Annotated in this window: 16 protein-coding genes; all 16 read right to left on the minus strand. The window is 34.6% G+C overall.

The window, feature by feature from the left end:
* Nucleotides 1-236: 236 nt before the first annotated feature.
* The 16 genes from EJN67_RS10095 to EJN67_RS10170 all read right to left on the minus strand — a co-directional run bounded on the left by EJN67_RS10095 (nucleotide 237) and on the right by EJN67_RS10170 (nucleotide 17,691).
* Nucleotides 237-947, minus strand: a complete 711-nt coding sequence (locus EJN67_RS10095; RefSeq protein ID WP_129724192.1) for an ABC transporter ATP-binding protein — start codon at nucleotides 945-947, stop codon at nucleotides 237-239.
* Nucleotides 944-2,404: a hypothetical protein gene (locus tag EJN67_RS10100; RefSeq protein ID WP_129724193.1), complete on the minus strand. Its 1,461-nt coding sequence runs from the start codon at nucleotides 2,402-2,404 to the stop codon at nucleotides 944-946. Before EJN67_RS10100 ends, EJN67_RS10095 begins: the two co-directional genes overlap by 4 nt.
* Before the next feature lie 21 nt (nucleotides 2,405-2,425).
* Complete coding sequence (locus EJN67_RS10105; RefSeq protein WP_129724194.1) at nucleotides 2,426-3,196, minus strand: hypothetical protein; 771 nt, start codon at nucleotides 3,194-3,196, stop codon at nucleotides 2,426-2,428.
* A 50-nt stretch (nucleotides 3,197-3,246) separates the two neighbouring features.
* Nucleotides 3,247-3,624 (minus strand): GntR family transcriptional regulator, encoded by a 378-nt coding sequence (locus EJN67_RS10110; protein ID WP_129724195.1) that lies wholly within the window; start codon nucleotides 3,622-3,624, stop codon nucleotides 3,247-3,249.
* An 85-nt stretch (nucleotides 3,625-3,709) separates the two neighbouring features.
* Entirely contained in the window at nucleotides 3,710-4,648 is a 939-nt protein-coding gene (locus EJN67_RS10115; RefSeq protein ID WP_129724196.1) for a ComEC/Rec2 family competence protein, read from the minus strand.
* A gap of 13 nt (nucleotides 4,649-4,661) precedes the next feature.
* Nucleotides 4,662-5,495 carry a carbohydrate ABC transporter permease gene (locus EJN67_RS10120; RefSeq protein ID WP_243641282.1) on the minus strand — a complete coding sequence of 278 codons (834 nt, stop codon included), beginning with the start codon at nucleotides 5,493-5,495 and terminating at the stop codon, nucleotides 4,662-4,664.
* Between the two features lie 18 nt (nucleotides 5,496-5,513).
* Complete coding sequence (locus EJN67_RS10125) at nucleotides 5,514-6,452, minus strand: carbohydrate ABC transporter permease (RefSeq protein WP_243641283.1); 939 nt, start codon at nucleotides 6,450-6,452, stop codon at nucleotides 5,514-5,516.
* Nucleotides 6,453-6,511: 59 nt separating this feature from the next.
* Nucleotides 6,512-7,861 (minus strand): ABC transporter substrate-binding protein, encoded by a 1,350-nt coding sequence (locus EJN67_RS10130; protein ID WP_165000835.1) that lies wholly within the window; start codon nucleotides 7,859-7,861, stop codon nucleotides 6,512-6,514.
* A 498-nt stretch (nucleotides 7,862-8,359) separates the two neighbouring features.
* The gene (locus tag EJN67_RS10135; RefSeq protein ID WP_129724198.1) at nucleotides 8,360-8,911 is read right to left on the minus strand and encodes an HdeD family acid-resistance protein; all 552 of its coding nucleotides are present in this window, start codon (nucleotides 8,909-8,911) and stop codon (nucleotides 8,360-8,362) included.
* A gap of 219 nt (nucleotides 8,912-9,130) precedes the next feature.
* Complete coding sequence (locus EJN67_RS10140) at nucleotides 9,131-11,356, minus strand: DUF6259 domain-containing protein (RefSeq protein WP_129724199.1); 2,226 nt, start codon at nucleotides 11,354-11,356, stop codon at nucleotides 9,131-9,133.
* Between the two features lie 205 nt (nucleotides 11,357-11,561).
* Nucleotides 11,562-12,677, minus strand: coding sequence for a sialidase family protein (locus EJN67_RS10145; protein WP_129724200.1), 1,116 nt, complete (start codon nucleotides 12,675-12,677; stop codon nucleotides 11,562-11,564).
* Nucleotides 12,678-12,736: 59 nt separating this feature from the next.
* Nucleotides 12,737-13,669, minus strand: coding sequence for an N-acetylneuraminate lyase (locus EJN67_RS10150; protein ID WP_129724201.1), 933 nt, complete (start codon nucleotides 13,667-13,669; stop codon nucleotides 12,737-12,739).
* Between the two features lie 84 nt (nucleotides 13,670-13,753).
* A complete protein-coding gene (locus EJN67_RS10155) occupies nucleotides 13,754-14,371 on the minus strand; it encodes a GntR family transcriptional regulator (protein ID WP_129724202.1) in 618 nt (205 codons plus the stop codon).
* Nucleotides 14,372-14,556: 185 nt separating this feature from the next.
* The gene (locus EJN67_RS10160; RefSeq protein WP_129724203.1) at nucleotides 14,557-15,372 is read right to left on the minus strand and encodes a carbohydrate ABC transporter permease; all 816 of its coding nucleotides are present in this window, start codon (nucleotides 15,370-15,372) and stop codon (nucleotides 14,557-14,559) included.
* Nucleotides 15,369-16,247, minus strand: coding sequence for a carbohydrate ABC transporter permease (locus tag EJN67_RS10165; RefSeq protein WP_341538805.1), 879 nt, complete (start codon nucleotides 16,245-16,247; stop codon nucleotides 15,369-15,371). Before EJN67_RS10165 ends, EJN67_RS10160 begins: the two co-directional genes overlap by 4 nt.
* Nucleotides 16,248-16,368: 121 nt before the next feature.
* Nucleotides 16,369-17,691, minus strand: a complete 1,323-nt coding sequence (locus EJN67_RS10170) for an ABC transporter substrate-binding protein (RefSeq protein ID WP_129724204.1) — start codon at nucleotides 17,689-17,691, stop codon at nucleotides 16,369-16,371.
* Nucleotides 17,692-17,818: the final 127 nt, after the last annotated feature.

Consider the following 17,818-nt stretch of genomic DNA (forward strand, 5'->3'; position numbering starts at 1 on the left):
ATTTTTAATCAATGTTCCTTAGGTGGTCTCATTGCCATGCCATTTTTTAATTTTCTGCTGCAAGAAGACCCTCAAGAAACTTTCAAAATTATTTTATAAAACTACTTGACTTTAATTAGCTGGTCTAGTATAATAATTTGATTATATCACCTTTATAGGAAATAATTTGTCTCTTTACGACAAATTATTTCCTATAATATAAAAAGATAAAGGGTAGCCCCTTTATCTTTTATGCCCTATATTTCTTTAAATCTGTCTTCCTTATACCCAGTTATATCCATCATTATAGAAGCAAGATTTTCCCCTTCCTCCCTTATATCATCTATATAAAAATCAGCTTTGATCCTTCCATAGCGAAGTATTATAGCCCTGTCTAGGAAATTCTCCACTTCATCAATCAAATGGGTAGCAATTAATATAGTTTCATCGGATTTTAGACTGGTTATCATCAGCTTTAAAAAATCCTTTCTCGTAAACATATCCTTCCCCAGGAATGGCTCATCCATAAGAATGTATTTCGCTCCTTTGGAAAACCCTGCAGATACTTCAAGCTTTGATTTTTGTCCTTTGGAAAAAGTTTTTATCTTTCTATATGGCTCCAGTTCAAAAAATTTTATAAGTCTTATGTATCGTTCCATATCAAAGGCAGGAATAAAATCAGATAGAAAAATTCCATACTCATATGGAGTCATATATGGAAAATAGCTGCCCTCTTCAGTGATAAAAGCCATTTTTTCATATTGTTCCGACACAGATCTACCATCTACCAATACTTCTCCCGCCTGAACTTCACAAAGTCCCATGATGGTTTTTAAAAGTGTAGTTTTCCCAGATCCATTTTCTCCTAGTACTCCGACAATCTCTCCATTGTTAATTATCAAACTTTCGTCATTCAACCCGATACCCTGATTACCATAGGTCTTCCTTATATGCTTGAGTTGGATCATTTAAAGCCTCCTTCCTTTATAACGACAAAATCAAGATTTCTACTTTCATAATAATTATATCCATATTGATCTTTCTCTCTTAAATCTCCCCTGTACCGATTGTTGTCCTCATCAGCATCGGTTATTATTTCACCTTGATAGATTAACGCACTGCTATTCTCCATACCGTCAAATACAAAAATCATAAATCGCTTTGGATATAAATATTCACTCTCCATCTGTTCATCTATATCCTTTAATATTCCTGCAACTACCAGTTTATCATCCACCCAGGATATAGCTGGGACCCGTTCAAACATCTGATTTTCAAATTTAATCCCATCTACATAGGATTTCAATGTTAGCCTATCCCCTACCTGTATTGATACCACCTGTAACTCATCTACAGGATTATTATTTGTTATAATATTAAGATGAATAATATCCCCATCCACATATTCATCATACCTGATCGGTTGTTTAGATATGTCTAGCTGTGGAACCGAGATCTCTTCTAGCATTTTCCCCGTTTGAGGATCAAATGCCCTCAAAGTCAATACACCATCTACCAGCATGACTACAACCAACTTATCTTCTACCCCATGAAGTCCTAATACCTGAATATCATTTTCATCCATGGGAATAGAGGCAATCTTTCTAACCTTACCCTTCTCCTTTTTGTCTCCCCACCAATTATCATATTGCTCTGCCTTGAAAATTCCATTTTCTCCTGTATACCTTTGGTGACTATATGGATTTATCTGGGTCAAGACGGTAAAATACTGGCTTCCATTCAGTACAACCATTCCCGAACCTGTAGACCTGTAAATGTCTGCTGCATTTTGAAAATTCTCATCCTCTGCAGCTAGACCACCTTCTGGATAATAGGTCTTTTTTCCTTCAAATACAAAGTCCATATACTCTCTCTCCAATTGAACTCCCGTCTTAAAATACAGATAATTAGGATCTGGCATCTTCTTCTTAGGCTTTATATCCAGCCAATCATAGCGAACATCCATATATACATCTATCTTATCTGCATATGTCGTAGTAATTTTTTCTATAGCATCCTTTTTCTCATCTATACACTGCATCTGAATCTTATTTTCCGTATACTCCCGCCTTATGTTAGCATCAGGTGCAATCTCATATCTATAGTTGTACCAGTATCTATACTTATCAGCTTCGGCTCCATTTCCATATTTTACAGGAAGAAATTTCATATCTCCTAAACTGTCATAATATATAAACTTATGGGAAAGCTCTCCACCTTCTATATCAAACCTTTGAGCATGATACTTATCCTGTAGATACCCTATGATTTTAATATCAGATAGCACCTTACGATCCCCTTTTATATCCTTTAAATACAATGTACTATTATTCTGAAGCCCAAATATACTAAAAAAGATAGTCAAAAGAATCACAGTAGAAATCAAAAGAACAACTAAGGCCATATTACGTTTTACCCATCCCATTTTCATCACCACCCCATTATTTTATTCTGCAACAGCACTTTTTTTAAATATCTTAATGCTATGCCAGACAAAAAATACACTAAAAAGAAATAGCACTAAACTTTGAAGATACATACTCCTGTAATCGGTAACATACATCCTTTGGTTTATGCGATAATTAAGCAGGCTGATCATTATAAATACAGCACCGCCTATGGGAAAAAACCCCCAATACCGCCTGCTACGTTCGCATAATGCACCATAATACAGTCCACACAAAAGAGTTGTAAAAAGACTTATGGTGGAAACTGCACTCTCTAACCCCAACGGGAAAATAATTCTTAAAAAATCAGAACGAACAAAAGACAGGAACAACCCATTTGTCATAAGATATTTGCCTTCCTCTAAAGCAGCAATACGAGATGCTACAAACCAATAACCCAATAGAATGCTTATAAGCTGTGCAGATAAAAATGCCGCAAATGAAATAAAAAAAGAAATAAGTTTGCTTAAATATACTAGCTCCCGCCTTATGGGCAGGGTCAGCAATGTGTAGATGCTTTTACTTCCAAAATAGTTTGAATAGATGCTATATATAAAAGTCAAACACATTAATGCAAGATATATGACAAATAAAATAACACAGCCTGAAGAGGCATATATAAACTCAAAAGGCTGATACAGGTTCACTCCATCCTTAATGGAAATATTTAAAAACACAATTGGAGATATAATAGCTAAAATACAAATTACAAGTACAAATTTAAAGATATTTCTAATCTCATAATTTAATAAGCGATAAAAATCCTTCATGATAATAACACCCCTTGTATTATGATACTAGTACACAAAGGTCAAAAAAATTAATCCTCTTCCCACATCTCACTGATAAGATCAAAAACTCGTTTAAAGGATAGGTTAATAGCCTTTGCAGAACTTATAAACTCCCTTACCATACCACGGGTAAGCTCATCTTCAATCCTTGAAAACCCAGCCTCATCTATGCAGATAATGCTTCCCTGATTTCCGTGTGTTTCTATAATATCTTCTTTCTCCAATAGTTTATAAGCTTTTTGAACGGTATTTGGGTTTATATTAAGCTGAGCTGCTAATTCCCGCCTCGATGGCATCTCTTCACCTGAAACAGCATTTTTAGTTAAAATCTGCTGCTTAACAAAGAGCACTATCTGCGCATATACCGGATCCTTATTATTAAGCTTTATACTCTGAAAATTTACCACAAACCAATCACCTGCCAAAAATATTTATGACCCTGCGCATGTATTATACTACTAATACATGCACAGGGTCAATATAATAATAGGCCTAATCTAGAAAATCATTAGGCCTATCACGTTCTGCCAAATCTTTTAGTGTTTTTCCATCTGTTGAAACTAGAATATTACCATCGGTTCCTGTTATATAGACTATAGCATTACGTTTTCTGTAGGCATTGTATGTATTCAAACTCGCCATGGAGTCATGGGTAAATATCGCAATCTGGGGCTTCACCGTTTCAATCAAAGCCTTTGAAGATGATGTATCTGACCCATGGTGTCCTGCCTTGATAAGATTAGCCTGCAATTCATCGCCGTATTGCTCTAAAAGTTCCATTTCCTTCTGTTTATAGACATCTCCCATAAAAAGCATAGAAACCTCTCCATAGGTAATCTTAAGTACTACGGAATGATCATTAACAAATTGAGTACTCCCTTCCGGATATTTGTCGTAATATTCAATTGGGGCAGAAGGATTATAAACCTTTGCATCCACCTGCTCCCCAAATTTAAATGTATCTCCTTGCTTTAAATAATGTATATCAAGTTCCTTATCCTCAATGGCTTTCATAGTTGTTTTGAATGTTTCAGTGGGATATTCAAGTTCTGACATATATATTGCACCAATTTCGAAATCATTAATGATTTTTTTAAACCCACCTATATGATCTATATGAGGATGGGAGGCAACGAGATAATCAATCTTAGTTACATTCAATTTTTTTAAATATTCGCTTATCTGTCCAGCGCATTCTGGAGCGCCGGCATCGATAAGCATTGTATAACCATCAGGTGATTTTATAAGCATAGAATCTCCTGATTTGGTATCCGTGCCAGATGATATATCAAAGAAACGTGCTGTTAGTCTGCCTTTGTCTTTAGAAATATTAAATACTTCATCATTTTCTTTCGTGCAGGCAGTCAACAGCAGTAGAACAACAAGCATAAGGCATAATATTTTAGAGACTATATACCTTCTATTTTTCATAACTTTACTCCTTTTACTTCATTGCAGCCTTCGATACACCGCTTATTATATATTTCTGCAATACTATAAAAAGAACAATGATAGGAATAAGGGACATAACAGCTCCCGCCATAATCTGATTATAGTTCCATGTTTCAAGACCAGCATATGAACGACGAAGTTCATATACTCCTTGTGCTAGGGTTCTTCGAGTCTGATTGGTAGTAACCATCTTGGGCCAGAAATATGAATTCCACCCATCAATAAATGTGATGATTGTCACCGTTAGTATGGTAGGTTTACACATGGGCACCAAAACATTAAATATTATGCCTATCCTCCCCATTCCATCGACACGTCCCGCTTCAATATAGCTTTTATCTACAGCTTTAAAGCTCTGCCTCAGCATGAAAATAAAATATGCAGAGACGGCATTGGGAATTATCAGACCTGCAAAAGTATTGATCCAGTTAAGTTTTGCAATCATTACATATATAGGTACAAAAGTAACCTGTATGGGAACCATCAAAGCCCCTAGAACGATCAAAAAAAGTATATTTTGCCCTTTAAATTCTCCGTGGGAAAATCCATATGCTGCAAATATACCAGTTAAGAGCTGAAGGATTAAAATACCCAAAGTCATAACTATGGTATTAAAAAAGTATAGACCAAAGGGAGCCATTTTCAAAACATCCCTATAATTATGCCAAGCAAAATTTTTGGGCCAGAGTGTTGGCACAGGTAAAAGCAGTTCCTCAGATGTCTTTAATGATGTAATTATCATCCAATAAATAGGAAATAGCATTATTAGTGTTATAATTACGGCCACTATATACCTAAAAATGAGACCAACTCTTTTTTTCGACAATTTCGTCTTCCTCCTCCCTTAAGCATCATAATTAACCGATTTGTTTGATATTTTTAAGGTTATGGCAGTAAAAATAAGCAATATGAAGAAGAATATTATGGATACAACTGCAGCCCTGTCTACTCTAAACTCCACAAATGCCAAGCTATAAATCCAATATACCATAACATTTGTTGCATTGTATGGACCACCACCGGTCATAACATCTACCGATTGAAATACCTTCATGGAAGCAATGAAGGTTGTAACAAATATAAATAGAGTCATTGGCGAAAGTAACGGTAAGGTTATATACTTGAATTTCTTAAACCCGCTTGCGCCATCGAGTTCTGCTGCCTCATAATAATCTTGTGAAATACTATTCATAGCTGAAATATAAAGCATCATGGAATAACCCATTACACGCCATGCTGTAAGTATCAATATACCCTTTAATGCTGTCTTTTCCGATGTAAGCCATGGAACAGCATCAATACCAAATACACCTAATGTCTGATTTAATACACCAAAATCCTTATGCAATATCCAGATAAAAACAACACCTGCTGTTGCTACTGCAATATACTTTGGCATAAAAACAACAGATCTCATAACAGAAAACGATTTTGAGGAATGATTGAATAATAGGGCAAGGAGCATCCCGCCTACAATAGTAATTACTATTTCATATAAGGTATATTTAAAGGTTATTTTCAAAGAATCCAACCATATTGGAAATCCAGATCCATTAAAAAGCCATTTATAGTTCTTCATTCCCACATATTTATAACCATCCTTAATTAGATTCCAATCGGTAAAACTAATCTTAAAGAGGTTTACAATAGGATAGTATACAAATATTGCAAGGAAAACAAGTGCAGGCAAAACACACATGAAATCCTTTATCTTCTCACGTTTTCTATAATTTGTTTTTTTTGACGTTCCCATATCCCTTATTTTTTGTTCGCTCTCTATCATAATTTCATCCTCCAAACAAGAACGTTTTTACGAGATTTGATATGAGTAAGGCCTAGGCCTTACTCATCTGCAAGGGTATCATTTATGATTTTTGCTGCATCTTCCATAGTCTTTTGCATATCCGTATCTTCAATGATGGATTTTGCCATAGCATTCATCCATTCCTTTGAAAGGGCAGGGTATGCAGGATGTTGAATCCTTGGCTTAATATTATCTAGATTATCAAAGATGACCTTAAATGCAGGTTTTTCTTTAAGGAAATCCTCCCCTTCTTGCGTTTCTAAAACTGATTTACGTGTGGGCATATATCCTGATCCAGATGCCCATTCCATATTAACATCTTTGCTGGTCAGGAATTTTAAAGCCTCCCAAGCTGCATTCTTTGTTTTTTGATCATTTTTTGCAGGAATCAGCAGTATACAGCCTCCTACTTCAGAGTTGTGTGTATCTGCCCCTGGATACCAAGCCATTCCTACTTCAAAATCACAGTTGTCGACATACATATTGTATAGAGATGATGTATGCATTACTGAAAATGTTTTCCCATCAAAAAAGCTTTGTCGCATATCTGTAGATGCATTGGTGCCATAGCACCAGTTGATTTTGCCATCATTGTACCATTTTTTAAATTGTTCTGCAATCTCTATAGCCTTTTGTCCATCAAGATCTGTCTTATTGTCGGACGTTACAATCTCTACTCCGGCATTTCTGTAGTATGTTTCAAAATACCACTGATCCCAGCCTGGTACACAAGTTGCATAACGGGTTGTCTTCCCATTCTCAATTTTTGCCGCAGCATCTAAAAATTCATCCATATCTGACCATTTCTCAGGCAATTTAATACCTTCAGCATCTGCCATATCTTTGTTATAATATATAACCTGTGTAGAAATCAAAAAAGGTAGAGAAATAGGTTTTCCCTCATAGCTTGATGATTCTATCAACCCTATCCCAAAGTCGTCTATATCAAAATTATCTGCTTCTATATATGATGTCAAGTCTTCACAAACTCCTGATGCACCATACTCTGCCACATATGGTGTATTAGCTACACATAATGCAGGCATTGTATTAGCAGCAAGTGCTGCAATTAATTTTTCATTAAGATCGCTATAACTTCCTTGATAGATAGGTTCAAGTTTTACGTTGGTACCTGTAGCATGGAATTTCTCTGCTACATCATCAATAAGATCTGAATACTGTTCCTCCAATGCATGCCACCATTCTATGGTGATAGGTTCTGTTACCTTGTATGGAGATTCTTCTTTTTTATCCTTTTTCGAAGTCTCCGTCTTGTTTTCCGATTTGCCCCCTGTCTCTGTTTTTGATTCATCTTTGGAGCAACCTGCAAAGGCCACTAAGCACAACATTATTGCAAGAAGCATCGCAATAAATCTTTTGGTTCTCATAATAAATCTCCCTTCCATAAAGATTTAATGTTTCTTTATGATTAAACGGTATTTACCGCTTGATCAACGAGTTTTATTTAAAAGTCTAGCAGTAGATTTCTAGTTAGATATAAATAAAATTCATGTTAAAAACCTGTTAACTTATTGCTTTGAACTCCAGTTGCTATTTATTCACAAAGTAAACAAAGAATTTTCAGTGGTCATTATTATAATACAAATGTAGTTTTACTGATCATGAATGTCCTAGTAAGCCTAAATATTCCAATAGAAAAAGACAGCACCCATATCCACAGCACATTAAGCTGTAAATATCTCGGCTATCTCCTATTCTCAGCCTATATATGTATACATTTTTTGATTTTACCTCATCAACTGTACTTTAAAGTGTACACTATGTATTTATCCATGTCAAGTAATTTTTTTATTTTATTACTATTTTTTCCTTGATAAAATATTAACAAACCAATTTAAATATAAAAATGGTAACTGATTAATCAGTCACCATATACTATAATTATTAAAATGTTTTGTTAAGAGAATCAATGCCCAAATGTTTACTATACCGTCTATTACAAGGGAAATTCCTATATACATAGTAAGGGCAACACTTCCAGCAAATGGATTGAATAACAACATTGCTCCCAATACGCCAGTTACTAATGCTAGTACAAGACCTAGCCACCATTTTTCATACTGCAGCCTTTTTAAATCAATGGATAATTGTAGTCTCAATACACTGTCAATGATAATAGCAAGTCCCAGCAGTACCGGTAGCGCCACAATAACAGCATTAGGAGCAATAAGCATAAAGATACCGAACATGACAGCCAAAATTCCACGTGCAAGATCGAATCTAAATTGGTCTGCAAAATCATTTCCTGCAAAATATCTTATAACCCTTATAACACCAAGTATCAGTATCAATGCACCAAATACTCTGCAGATGGCACGTGCAGATGTTTCAGGTCGTGCTATTAGTACAAAACCCAGCACAATGTAGAATATGGAGAAAATTATAAACGCCGTTTTAAACTTCTTTAATCTTTCCATCTCTCTCCTCCTTGTATTATATTAACCTCTACTATATTTATAACACAACTACATACCTTTTTAAACATCTAAATGCCTCCAAAGGAAAATTTATATTATCTTACCAGAGTTTAATACCCTTTTACTACCTAGATGACCAAAACTTTTTATAACCACCCCTATACTGCTTCTCTGACAAGAAAACTCCCCCTTGCATTCCATGTCACTCTTAAATGTAGGTTATTTTACTTCTACATAAATCAGAGCAAGTTCACTATCCGTAGTTTTTATATCTACAAAGCCCTTTTCTTCATCTTGAATCCATTCATATTCAGTTTCAATAGGATTATTAGGATTATCAATATAATGACATATTACTTTTTTAACATCCTGCCTCCCACAATATATTCTTATATTACTGCAAGCCTTCTTTTTTCTATTGCTTATAGCCACAAGCTTAGAACCATCTTGAAGCTGATAGAGTTTTGCTGTAATGTCATTATCACTAACATCAATGCCCATAGTGTCCTTAAATACTCCATAACCATATAGATCTAGCCAAACCTTACGCAATTTTATAACGTCCTTTAAATATTTAAATTGTTCAGGATCAGAACTAAATGTATTATCCTCTTCCAGATCATATATCCAAAGGTATAATCCCATTATAAAAGCCTTATCTATCATCTCCCTTGAAACTTGACCTACATGTACCGGTCGCATGGCTAAACCTTTATGTGGATAAACCATATCTATTAACATCTGATCGGGAAAAGTATATCTATATAATTCTGGATATGCTCCAGTATGGTAGTGTATAAATGTAGAAATCAATTGTCCTGAAACATACGAACCATGAATATCAGTAACCCCTTCATAGAAGATAACAGGCATATCATCTTCATCTTTTTTCCTATCCCTTAATAATTGAATAACATCTAAAAGAATCTTTTCATATCCCCTATTCCATGCTGCTGGATGATGTTTGTGATCCCCATTAAAACAAAATTGTGGTGCAGCCATTCCGAGTTGATCTAAATATATGCCATCTACTCCTATAATATCTATAAGATAAAATATTGCATCCTTAAGATGTTTTTGCCAAGATTCAGCATTATTGCACATGGTAGCAAAGACTATAGATTCGCTATCACCATAGCCTTCTGTTTTGATATTACCATCTAAATCTTTAACTCCCGCCTCTTCAATTAGTCCTTGTCTGTCTTGGTATTTTGTATTACACAATTGGCTGTTTATATAAAAGGTTACATGCCCTCCCCTATCCCTTATATATTTTACTGCATTAATAAGTTCTTCCTCTGTCCCAAGATCCCCATCAGGTAGATACTGGGGAAATCCATTATCGAATCCATCCTTATGCCATCCAGAAATTAAGATATGGTTTAATCCCATCTCTTCTACTTGGTCATATAATTTAGGTATATCAGAAAATTTATGAACTATTTCCCCATTTTGATATTTGAAATCATAATGTGCCACCATCCCACAGCTTTTTCTAAACCATTTAGGTAGAAATGGTTTTATAGGGGCTTGACATGATTTTCTCCATCTTCTATAGTTATCTGCCCCCCAGTGCCAATCTCCTTCATGTATTGCCATTCCAAAATATGGGGACTCCCACGCTTCACCATAGTGTATTTCAGGATATTTAATTACCCCAAAGCCCATTCCTGGTCTTTTAGTGCCAAACGTCTCTGCCCTGAGCCCTCCCACCATAAAATCTTCATCATAACATGCAAGATAGAGCCCCCCATTTTTATCATAATAATCTAGCCACATCATAGACAAAGGACCTGAATATTTAAATTGTCTAAAAAATGCTCCGTCCTTATCCTTGTTTGTATTTATTCCATCCATAAAATAAACATATTTATATTCCTGCCACTTCCAGCCAATAGCACTAGGCTGTTTTTCATATGCTTCAACTGGATTTACAATTTTCTCTCCGGAGTTAAAGGGATAGACTAACTGATCATCATTCCAATGCTCTCCAAGGTATACTCCAAAAACGCTAGGGAAGTTAACTGAAGTTACCACACAATCTGTTTCTTCGTTTTTAATAAATATCTTCCAAAGGGTTTCACACTCTCCAGACCTAATCTCTACGGTATATGTGACCCCAATATTCCATATCTTATCCTCAGATACTAAGCTTTTATAGCTTATAGAAATGCTTTTTTCTCCTGTATCTAATTCATTCAATATAAATTTAGGCTTTAAATCCCTATATTCCAATAAAAAGTTATACTTAGCAGGCCTAATAACTACCATCTTTTCATCCTTTGTCCTCACCTCAATAGAAAAGGGCATACTCCTAAGTTCGTTCCAGTTTTTTAGTAGATTATCACCATTTTTTGTGTTTACAAGTTCTATAAGCTCTCCGGTCATGGCATCAAACGCCATATCTATTAGTCCATTTCCAAACCTTATTCTAGATCTATACATTTAACTAAGACCTCCCATAACAATTTTATTTTATCAACAAAATTTTCCATTCAAAACCCTCTCCCCACATTATCTGATCTGCCTTCATTATTTCAAAATATATATCATATGTAAATATAAAAGATTGAAGAATATACACTTTTATGGAATATTTACGCATAAAAAAAGTTCTTTCCATTTCAGAAAGAACTAAAATAACGATTTCTTAAGCTATAGAAATACCATTATCAATTTCATCAAGTTTTAATCTCACTGTCATTATATACGGTTTATCATATTTTTCATCCCAATATCCATATGATGTAAGTACAAATGTACCATCAGACAATACTACATTACCTGCATAGCCACAATCCCCACTTCTAAGCGTTGGAGTAAAATCTTCCATGAGCTTTATAAAGTATTGCCCAGGCCTGTTATTTACTAAATCATCATATGTACCTACCCACGCACACCAGTCTCCCGCCACCCAATTATAGAAGTCTTCTTTATCTCTCCGTATTATCTCACGAAAGGTAATAAGTAGCCTTCCTGATATGGGATCATATTCCGCCTTGTGCCTCTCCCCCATAAGATAATTACACATCTCCCTTGGTGGAGTCCAGCTTACCCCTTCATCATCTGAAAAGGCAATCATAGCATTTGTCCTTTTATGCTGTGCCCTTGCAAGTAGTGCCAGTTGATCACCTTTCGGTGACCTTATTACCTCTATTTCGCATAGGCCAGCATACTTCTCTATATTATCATATGCTTCTAAGAGCCGTTTTGGTGTACTCCAACATTCTTTCCCTTCTTCATCAAATGATAAGTATGTCTTCCAATTATTATATTCATCATCATGGAATATCCCCATCCATTTGTAATCCCAACTACCATCAGTTTTTTTCAATCTGGTCAGACTGGCATGGGCTACCAATGCATGCAAACCTTCAAAGTAGTGTTCGAACTCAGTCCAGGTTTCCCCGCCATCCTCTGAGTAGGCCGTTTTAAAACCCCCTGGATCCCTTGGCAATCCGCTTATAAGTTCCAACCTCTTTCTACCATCTGGCTTTTCAATCAGGTATATCGTGGGGGTCTCCTGACTATCATTCCATGAGGCGGGAGTAGTTAGTCTATTACTCCATGTGCTCCCGCCATCCATGCTTTTTTTCATAACTATAGGTCCCTTACCATGGCCTTTTGGATAAAATGTATATATAGTTCCATCATCTAGGAGTACAGAGTCTGGATGGCCCAAATATTGTCCTTCCTCTTTATCCACCAGAAACTGTCGATCATAATCTTTGGAAATATCTATATATATTATCTTATTATCTTCCAATCCATTCATCCCCATTATCCAATTAAAATAAAACATTGTACTATAAAAACTATAGCGTTCTACACAAATTCTAATAATCTTATCCCTGATGTCCCTTTGATATCCTTTATTCTCTTAAGCTCTTTCCTTAAGGACTTTAGCTCATTATCATCTAACTGCTTAAATGGCTTCCTATCTATCCCGCAATCTATCCCCATCCATCTGAGCCCTGCCCTTATAGATGGATAACATCCATACTTTAAACATACCTCTATAACATCATTAGCTATCTTAAGCTTTTCATTGGCCTTTTGATATTCGCCTGTCTTTATATCATTATATATTGCTATATAAATCTCAGGATCAAGATTATAGAAACTACCTATTATACCGTCAGCACCCATCATAAGCCCTGATACACACATCTCATCTGCTCCTGAATATACTACAAAATCCTGTCCTATATGCTCCTTTATCCTTTGCATCTCATAGTGATTCATAGACGTATATTTAATACCCTTTACATTTTCTATACCCGATAACTTCTTAATGGCGTCTATACCCATATTCACTCCAGTAGTAGCAGGAATGCTATAAATTATCATGGGCAATGGTGTGCTTTGTGCCACATCTTCATAATAACCATATAGCTCTTCAAAGGAAAACTTATAATAAAAGGGTGGTATGGATGAAATAGCATCTGCTCCCGCCTCATAGGCATGTTTTGCCAATTCAATAGCATGTTTTGTATCAATAGTACCTACATGTACTATTATGGGCACCTTACCACCTACTTCATCTATAACAGTCTCCACAACTGCCTTGCGCTCTGAAGTATCCATCATAATACCCTGGCCTGTACTTCCAGTGAGATAAAATCCATCTACTCCTTGGCTTAATAAATAGTTGACAAGACCTTTTAATTTCTCAAAATCAACATTCTCATCACAGTCAAAAGGTGTAATAAGGGCAGGTATAACGCCTTTTATATCCTTTAGATTAAAAATAGACATATTATATTCCTTCTTTCCTATGTAATAGTATTAAACAAGAAAAGCTATATACAGTTGTCTTTGCAATATTCATAACAAAATATATTAGATAGAACTTAGATATCCTTTACCAATATACAAGTGTCTACGAATAATTTTTTCGGCTTGATCAGCATCTTTGATTTGAAGATTTTTTACTAATTCCTCATGTTTATCTATTTCTGATTCTTTATGTAAGGGCACAAATCTATTGATAGCATAGAAAAGATTTAGCTTCATAACTTTATCAAATTCATCAATTAAAACGGCGCAATCTGTTAATGCTATTAGTGCACGATGAAATGCAATTTCTGTTTCCCAATTTTGTCTTGAACCTAATAGTGCATGATCTGCTTTTTGCGCTAATTGTATCAACTTTTCTTCGTTTATTTTTACTGCGTTTCCACAATACATACGAGCTGCCTGACATTCTAAAGCCTCACGTATTACTAATCTTCCAATAATGTCATCAGATCTAATAAGACGTACTTGCGTTCCTTTGCGCGGAATACTTTCTAGAAAACCTTCTGCCTCCAATTGAAGAATTGCCTCCAAAACAGGCGCTACACTTACTCCCAATTCTTTGGCAATATCGCGTCGATTCAATATTTCTCCAGGAGTTAATTCATTTTCCATTAATCTGCGCAAAAGCTCGTCATATACTGTTTGAGATAAAGACTGCATTTAGCTCTTCCCCTTTCTGCAAAAGTAATATAAGATGTACGCTATATTTCATATGATATATCACATGAAATAAAATGTCAAGTGAATTTAAATCTTATACCTATTCCGACCATGCTGGATACATCAAAAAAGGTTCTTTCCATTTCAGAAAGAACCCCAATAATAATTTATCAATTATACAAAGCTTATTCTTTTATAGACCCTGTAATACCTTCTGCAAAATTTTTCTGTAATAAAAGAAAAATAATAATCGTAGGCAAGGTACTAATAGTTACAGCTAGCATTAAAACACCGTAATCAATAACATACCCAGCTGTCAAATCAGCAATTAAAAGAGGCATTGTTTTACTCTCAGGTTTTTGGAGAATAACTAACGGCCATAAATAATTATTCCATGCACTCATAAAAGTCACTACAGCTGCAGCTGCATAAGTAGAACGCATAATCGGTATATACATTTTAAAAAATATTTTAAATTCTCCTAGACCTTCTATTCTTGATGCTTCAATGATATCATGGGGAAATGATCTAGTACTTTGCCGAAATAAAAATATTAAAAATGCTGTTGATATAGTAGGAAGAATAAATCCCAATGTAGTATCTAATAAATTAGCTTTTCCAAACATCATAAATAATGGAATCATAATAGCTGCAAAAGGAACCATCATCGATAATAGCAAAATATTCATTAACCTATCTTTGCCCTTATTGTGGTATGTTTCAAATCCGTATCCAGCTATTGAGCATACAATCAAACTGGCTATAGTCGCTAAAATAGCATTTTTAAATGAGTTAAAAAATGCTCGAGTTAAATTTGTATTAGATAAAAGGATTTTAAAGTTTTGAGCTAAATAAGTACCTGGTAGTAACTCTCCAGTAATAACATCTACACTTTTATTCGTAGATGAAACCATCATCCATAATAATGGAAATAATGATAATAACGCTACGATAGCTAGAAACAAATATTTAATTATATTAGTTATGCGTTTTTTTATCATCTCTTATCACCTACTTTCATTTGAATAAATGCTAAGATAGCAACCATAATAAACACAACATATGAAACTGCAGCAGCATAACCAAATTGAGGTGAATATTCAAATGATAATCTGTATATATACTGCGACATAGAAATAGTTGCATTTGCCGGGCCACCATTGGTCAAGTTTTTTGTTTCATCAAATAATTGTAATGTGCCATTGGTAGACATAATTGTTGTTAAAAGAATCATGGGCCTTAATAATGGAATTGTAATTTTAAAAAACTTGGTAAATGGCCCTGCACCATCAATTTTCGCCGCATCATAAATAGATGTACTTATATTTTGTAACCCAGATAAATAAAACACCATATTATAACCAGTCCATCTCCATGTCAGGGCTATAATGATTATTATTCTAGCTCTCCATGGATCTCCAAGCCAGTTAATTGGTTTATCAATAAAATTAAGCTTAAGCAAAAGTGCATTTACAAGGCCATCTAAAGCAAACATTGATCTAAAAATAATAGAATATGATACTAATGATGTTGCACATGGTAAAAAAATTGCCGTTCGAAAAAAACTTCTACATTTTAAATTTTCATCGTTCAATAAGTTTGCCAGGATCAAAGCTAATATTAACATTATTGGAATCTGTAACATATAAATAAAGGTATTTTTTAATGAAGTTTTAAATAAATCATCGGAAAATAACCTTATATAGTTAGAAAATCCGGTGAACCTAATGTTTTTTCCAACACCCGTCTGCAATGATAATATAAAAGCCTTAACGATGGGATAAAAATAAAAAATGAAGATCATAATTGTTGCTGGCAATACAAAAGCCCATCCTGTAATATTTTGTTTTTTTTCTAAACTTATTGCATTCTTCAATATGACCCCTCCATCTTAACTATGAATTGAATTAAATGAGGTGTTGCAAATTGTTATATACATAATGTAGATAATATGTATTGATTTGCAACCCCTCATTATGAACCATTAGTTTATATAATCATTTTCCCATCTGGAATTTTACAGCCTCTTCTGCCTCGTTCAAAGCATCATCTCTATCTGCCCCTAATATAATCTTTGTAATTGCATTTCCTATAGCATCCCTCGCCTCATAGTTATATATGCCATAGGTTACTTTAGGCACCTTAGCTGCAAAATCGATAATATCCGAATAGATCTTTTGCCCACCAAAAAATTCATGAGGTTCAGAGTATACATCACTATCACCAGCAGGTAAATAAGTAGCAATGGCACCTGATGAAGGTAATATTGTTTCATATAATTCTACACTACCTGCAAAAGTCTGAGACAGAAAATCTATTGCTGTGTCTATATTTTTAGAACTGGATAAAACCATCCAGCTAGATCCACCCTGATTGCTATAATTAGTAGCATTAGGTGCTTTTTCTAGCTTAGGTATATTAGTAATTTGCCAAAGACCTTTTTGATCTGTTTGCGGTACAATAGAACCAATAATCCAGCAGCCATTTATTGTACCTGCTACCGTTCCACTATTAAAAGAACTAACATATTGATCCCAATCATTTACTTCAACTATTACTCCGCTCTTAACAAGTTCTACATAAACATCAATTATCTCTTTTAATACATCATTATCCTTAATAAATACCTCTCCACTATCATCAAACATCCAGCTACCAGCACTTTGCAACATAAGCATTAATAAATCTGGTTGTCCTGCTGTTGTAGAATCCAAAGGTTTTTTAGTTTTTTCAAGAACTTCTTTACCTATATCAATATACTCTGACCATGTAATATCCGTCATATCGTCAATACTATATCCTGCTTCCTCTAAAATATCTGTTCTTAATGCATTAATTACAACTCCACTGTCAAAAGGAACTCCATAATTTTTGCCCTTTACAGTACTAAGAGCTATCTTATATTCAGCAAACTTAGAAAAGTCTATCCCTGAATCTGTTAAATCAACAAATGCATCTGGATAGTTTGTAACATTTTTAATAAGTGCATTATCCTGCATTAGAAGTATATCAGGCAAAGTACCCGTTTGGCCTGAAGTGAGTGCTGTCGTTAATTTTGTCTGCACATCATCCCATGGTGTTTCAATAATATCAATCTTAGCCTTTGAATTTATCTTTGCATAAATCTTAGCCGCTTCATCCATTGCATAAATATTAAAATTTGGATCCCAACACCATACTTTAATTACAGCTTCTTTATCACTAGCTTCTTTAGATGGATTTGTAGTATCTGTTTGGCCCGAATCGTTATCACTAGAACACCCTGCTACAAATAACAATATCATAGTTAAGCTTAATAACAATGCCAAAAACCTTTTCATATTAATTCCCCTCTTCTTAAAAATATTTTTTATTGACAAAAATTCATCAGGGTATATAAATAAATATATGCATGTAATTAGGGTTATATCACCCCCTCTAACTATTTTTATTAAAACTTTGTTATAA

The sequence above is a fragment of the Xylanivirga thermophila genome (genome assembly GCF_004138105.1).
In the GTDB taxonomy this organism is placed as follows: Bacteria; Bacillota; Clostridia; order Caldicoprobacterales; family Xylanivirgaceae; genus Xylanivirga; species Xylanivirga thermophila.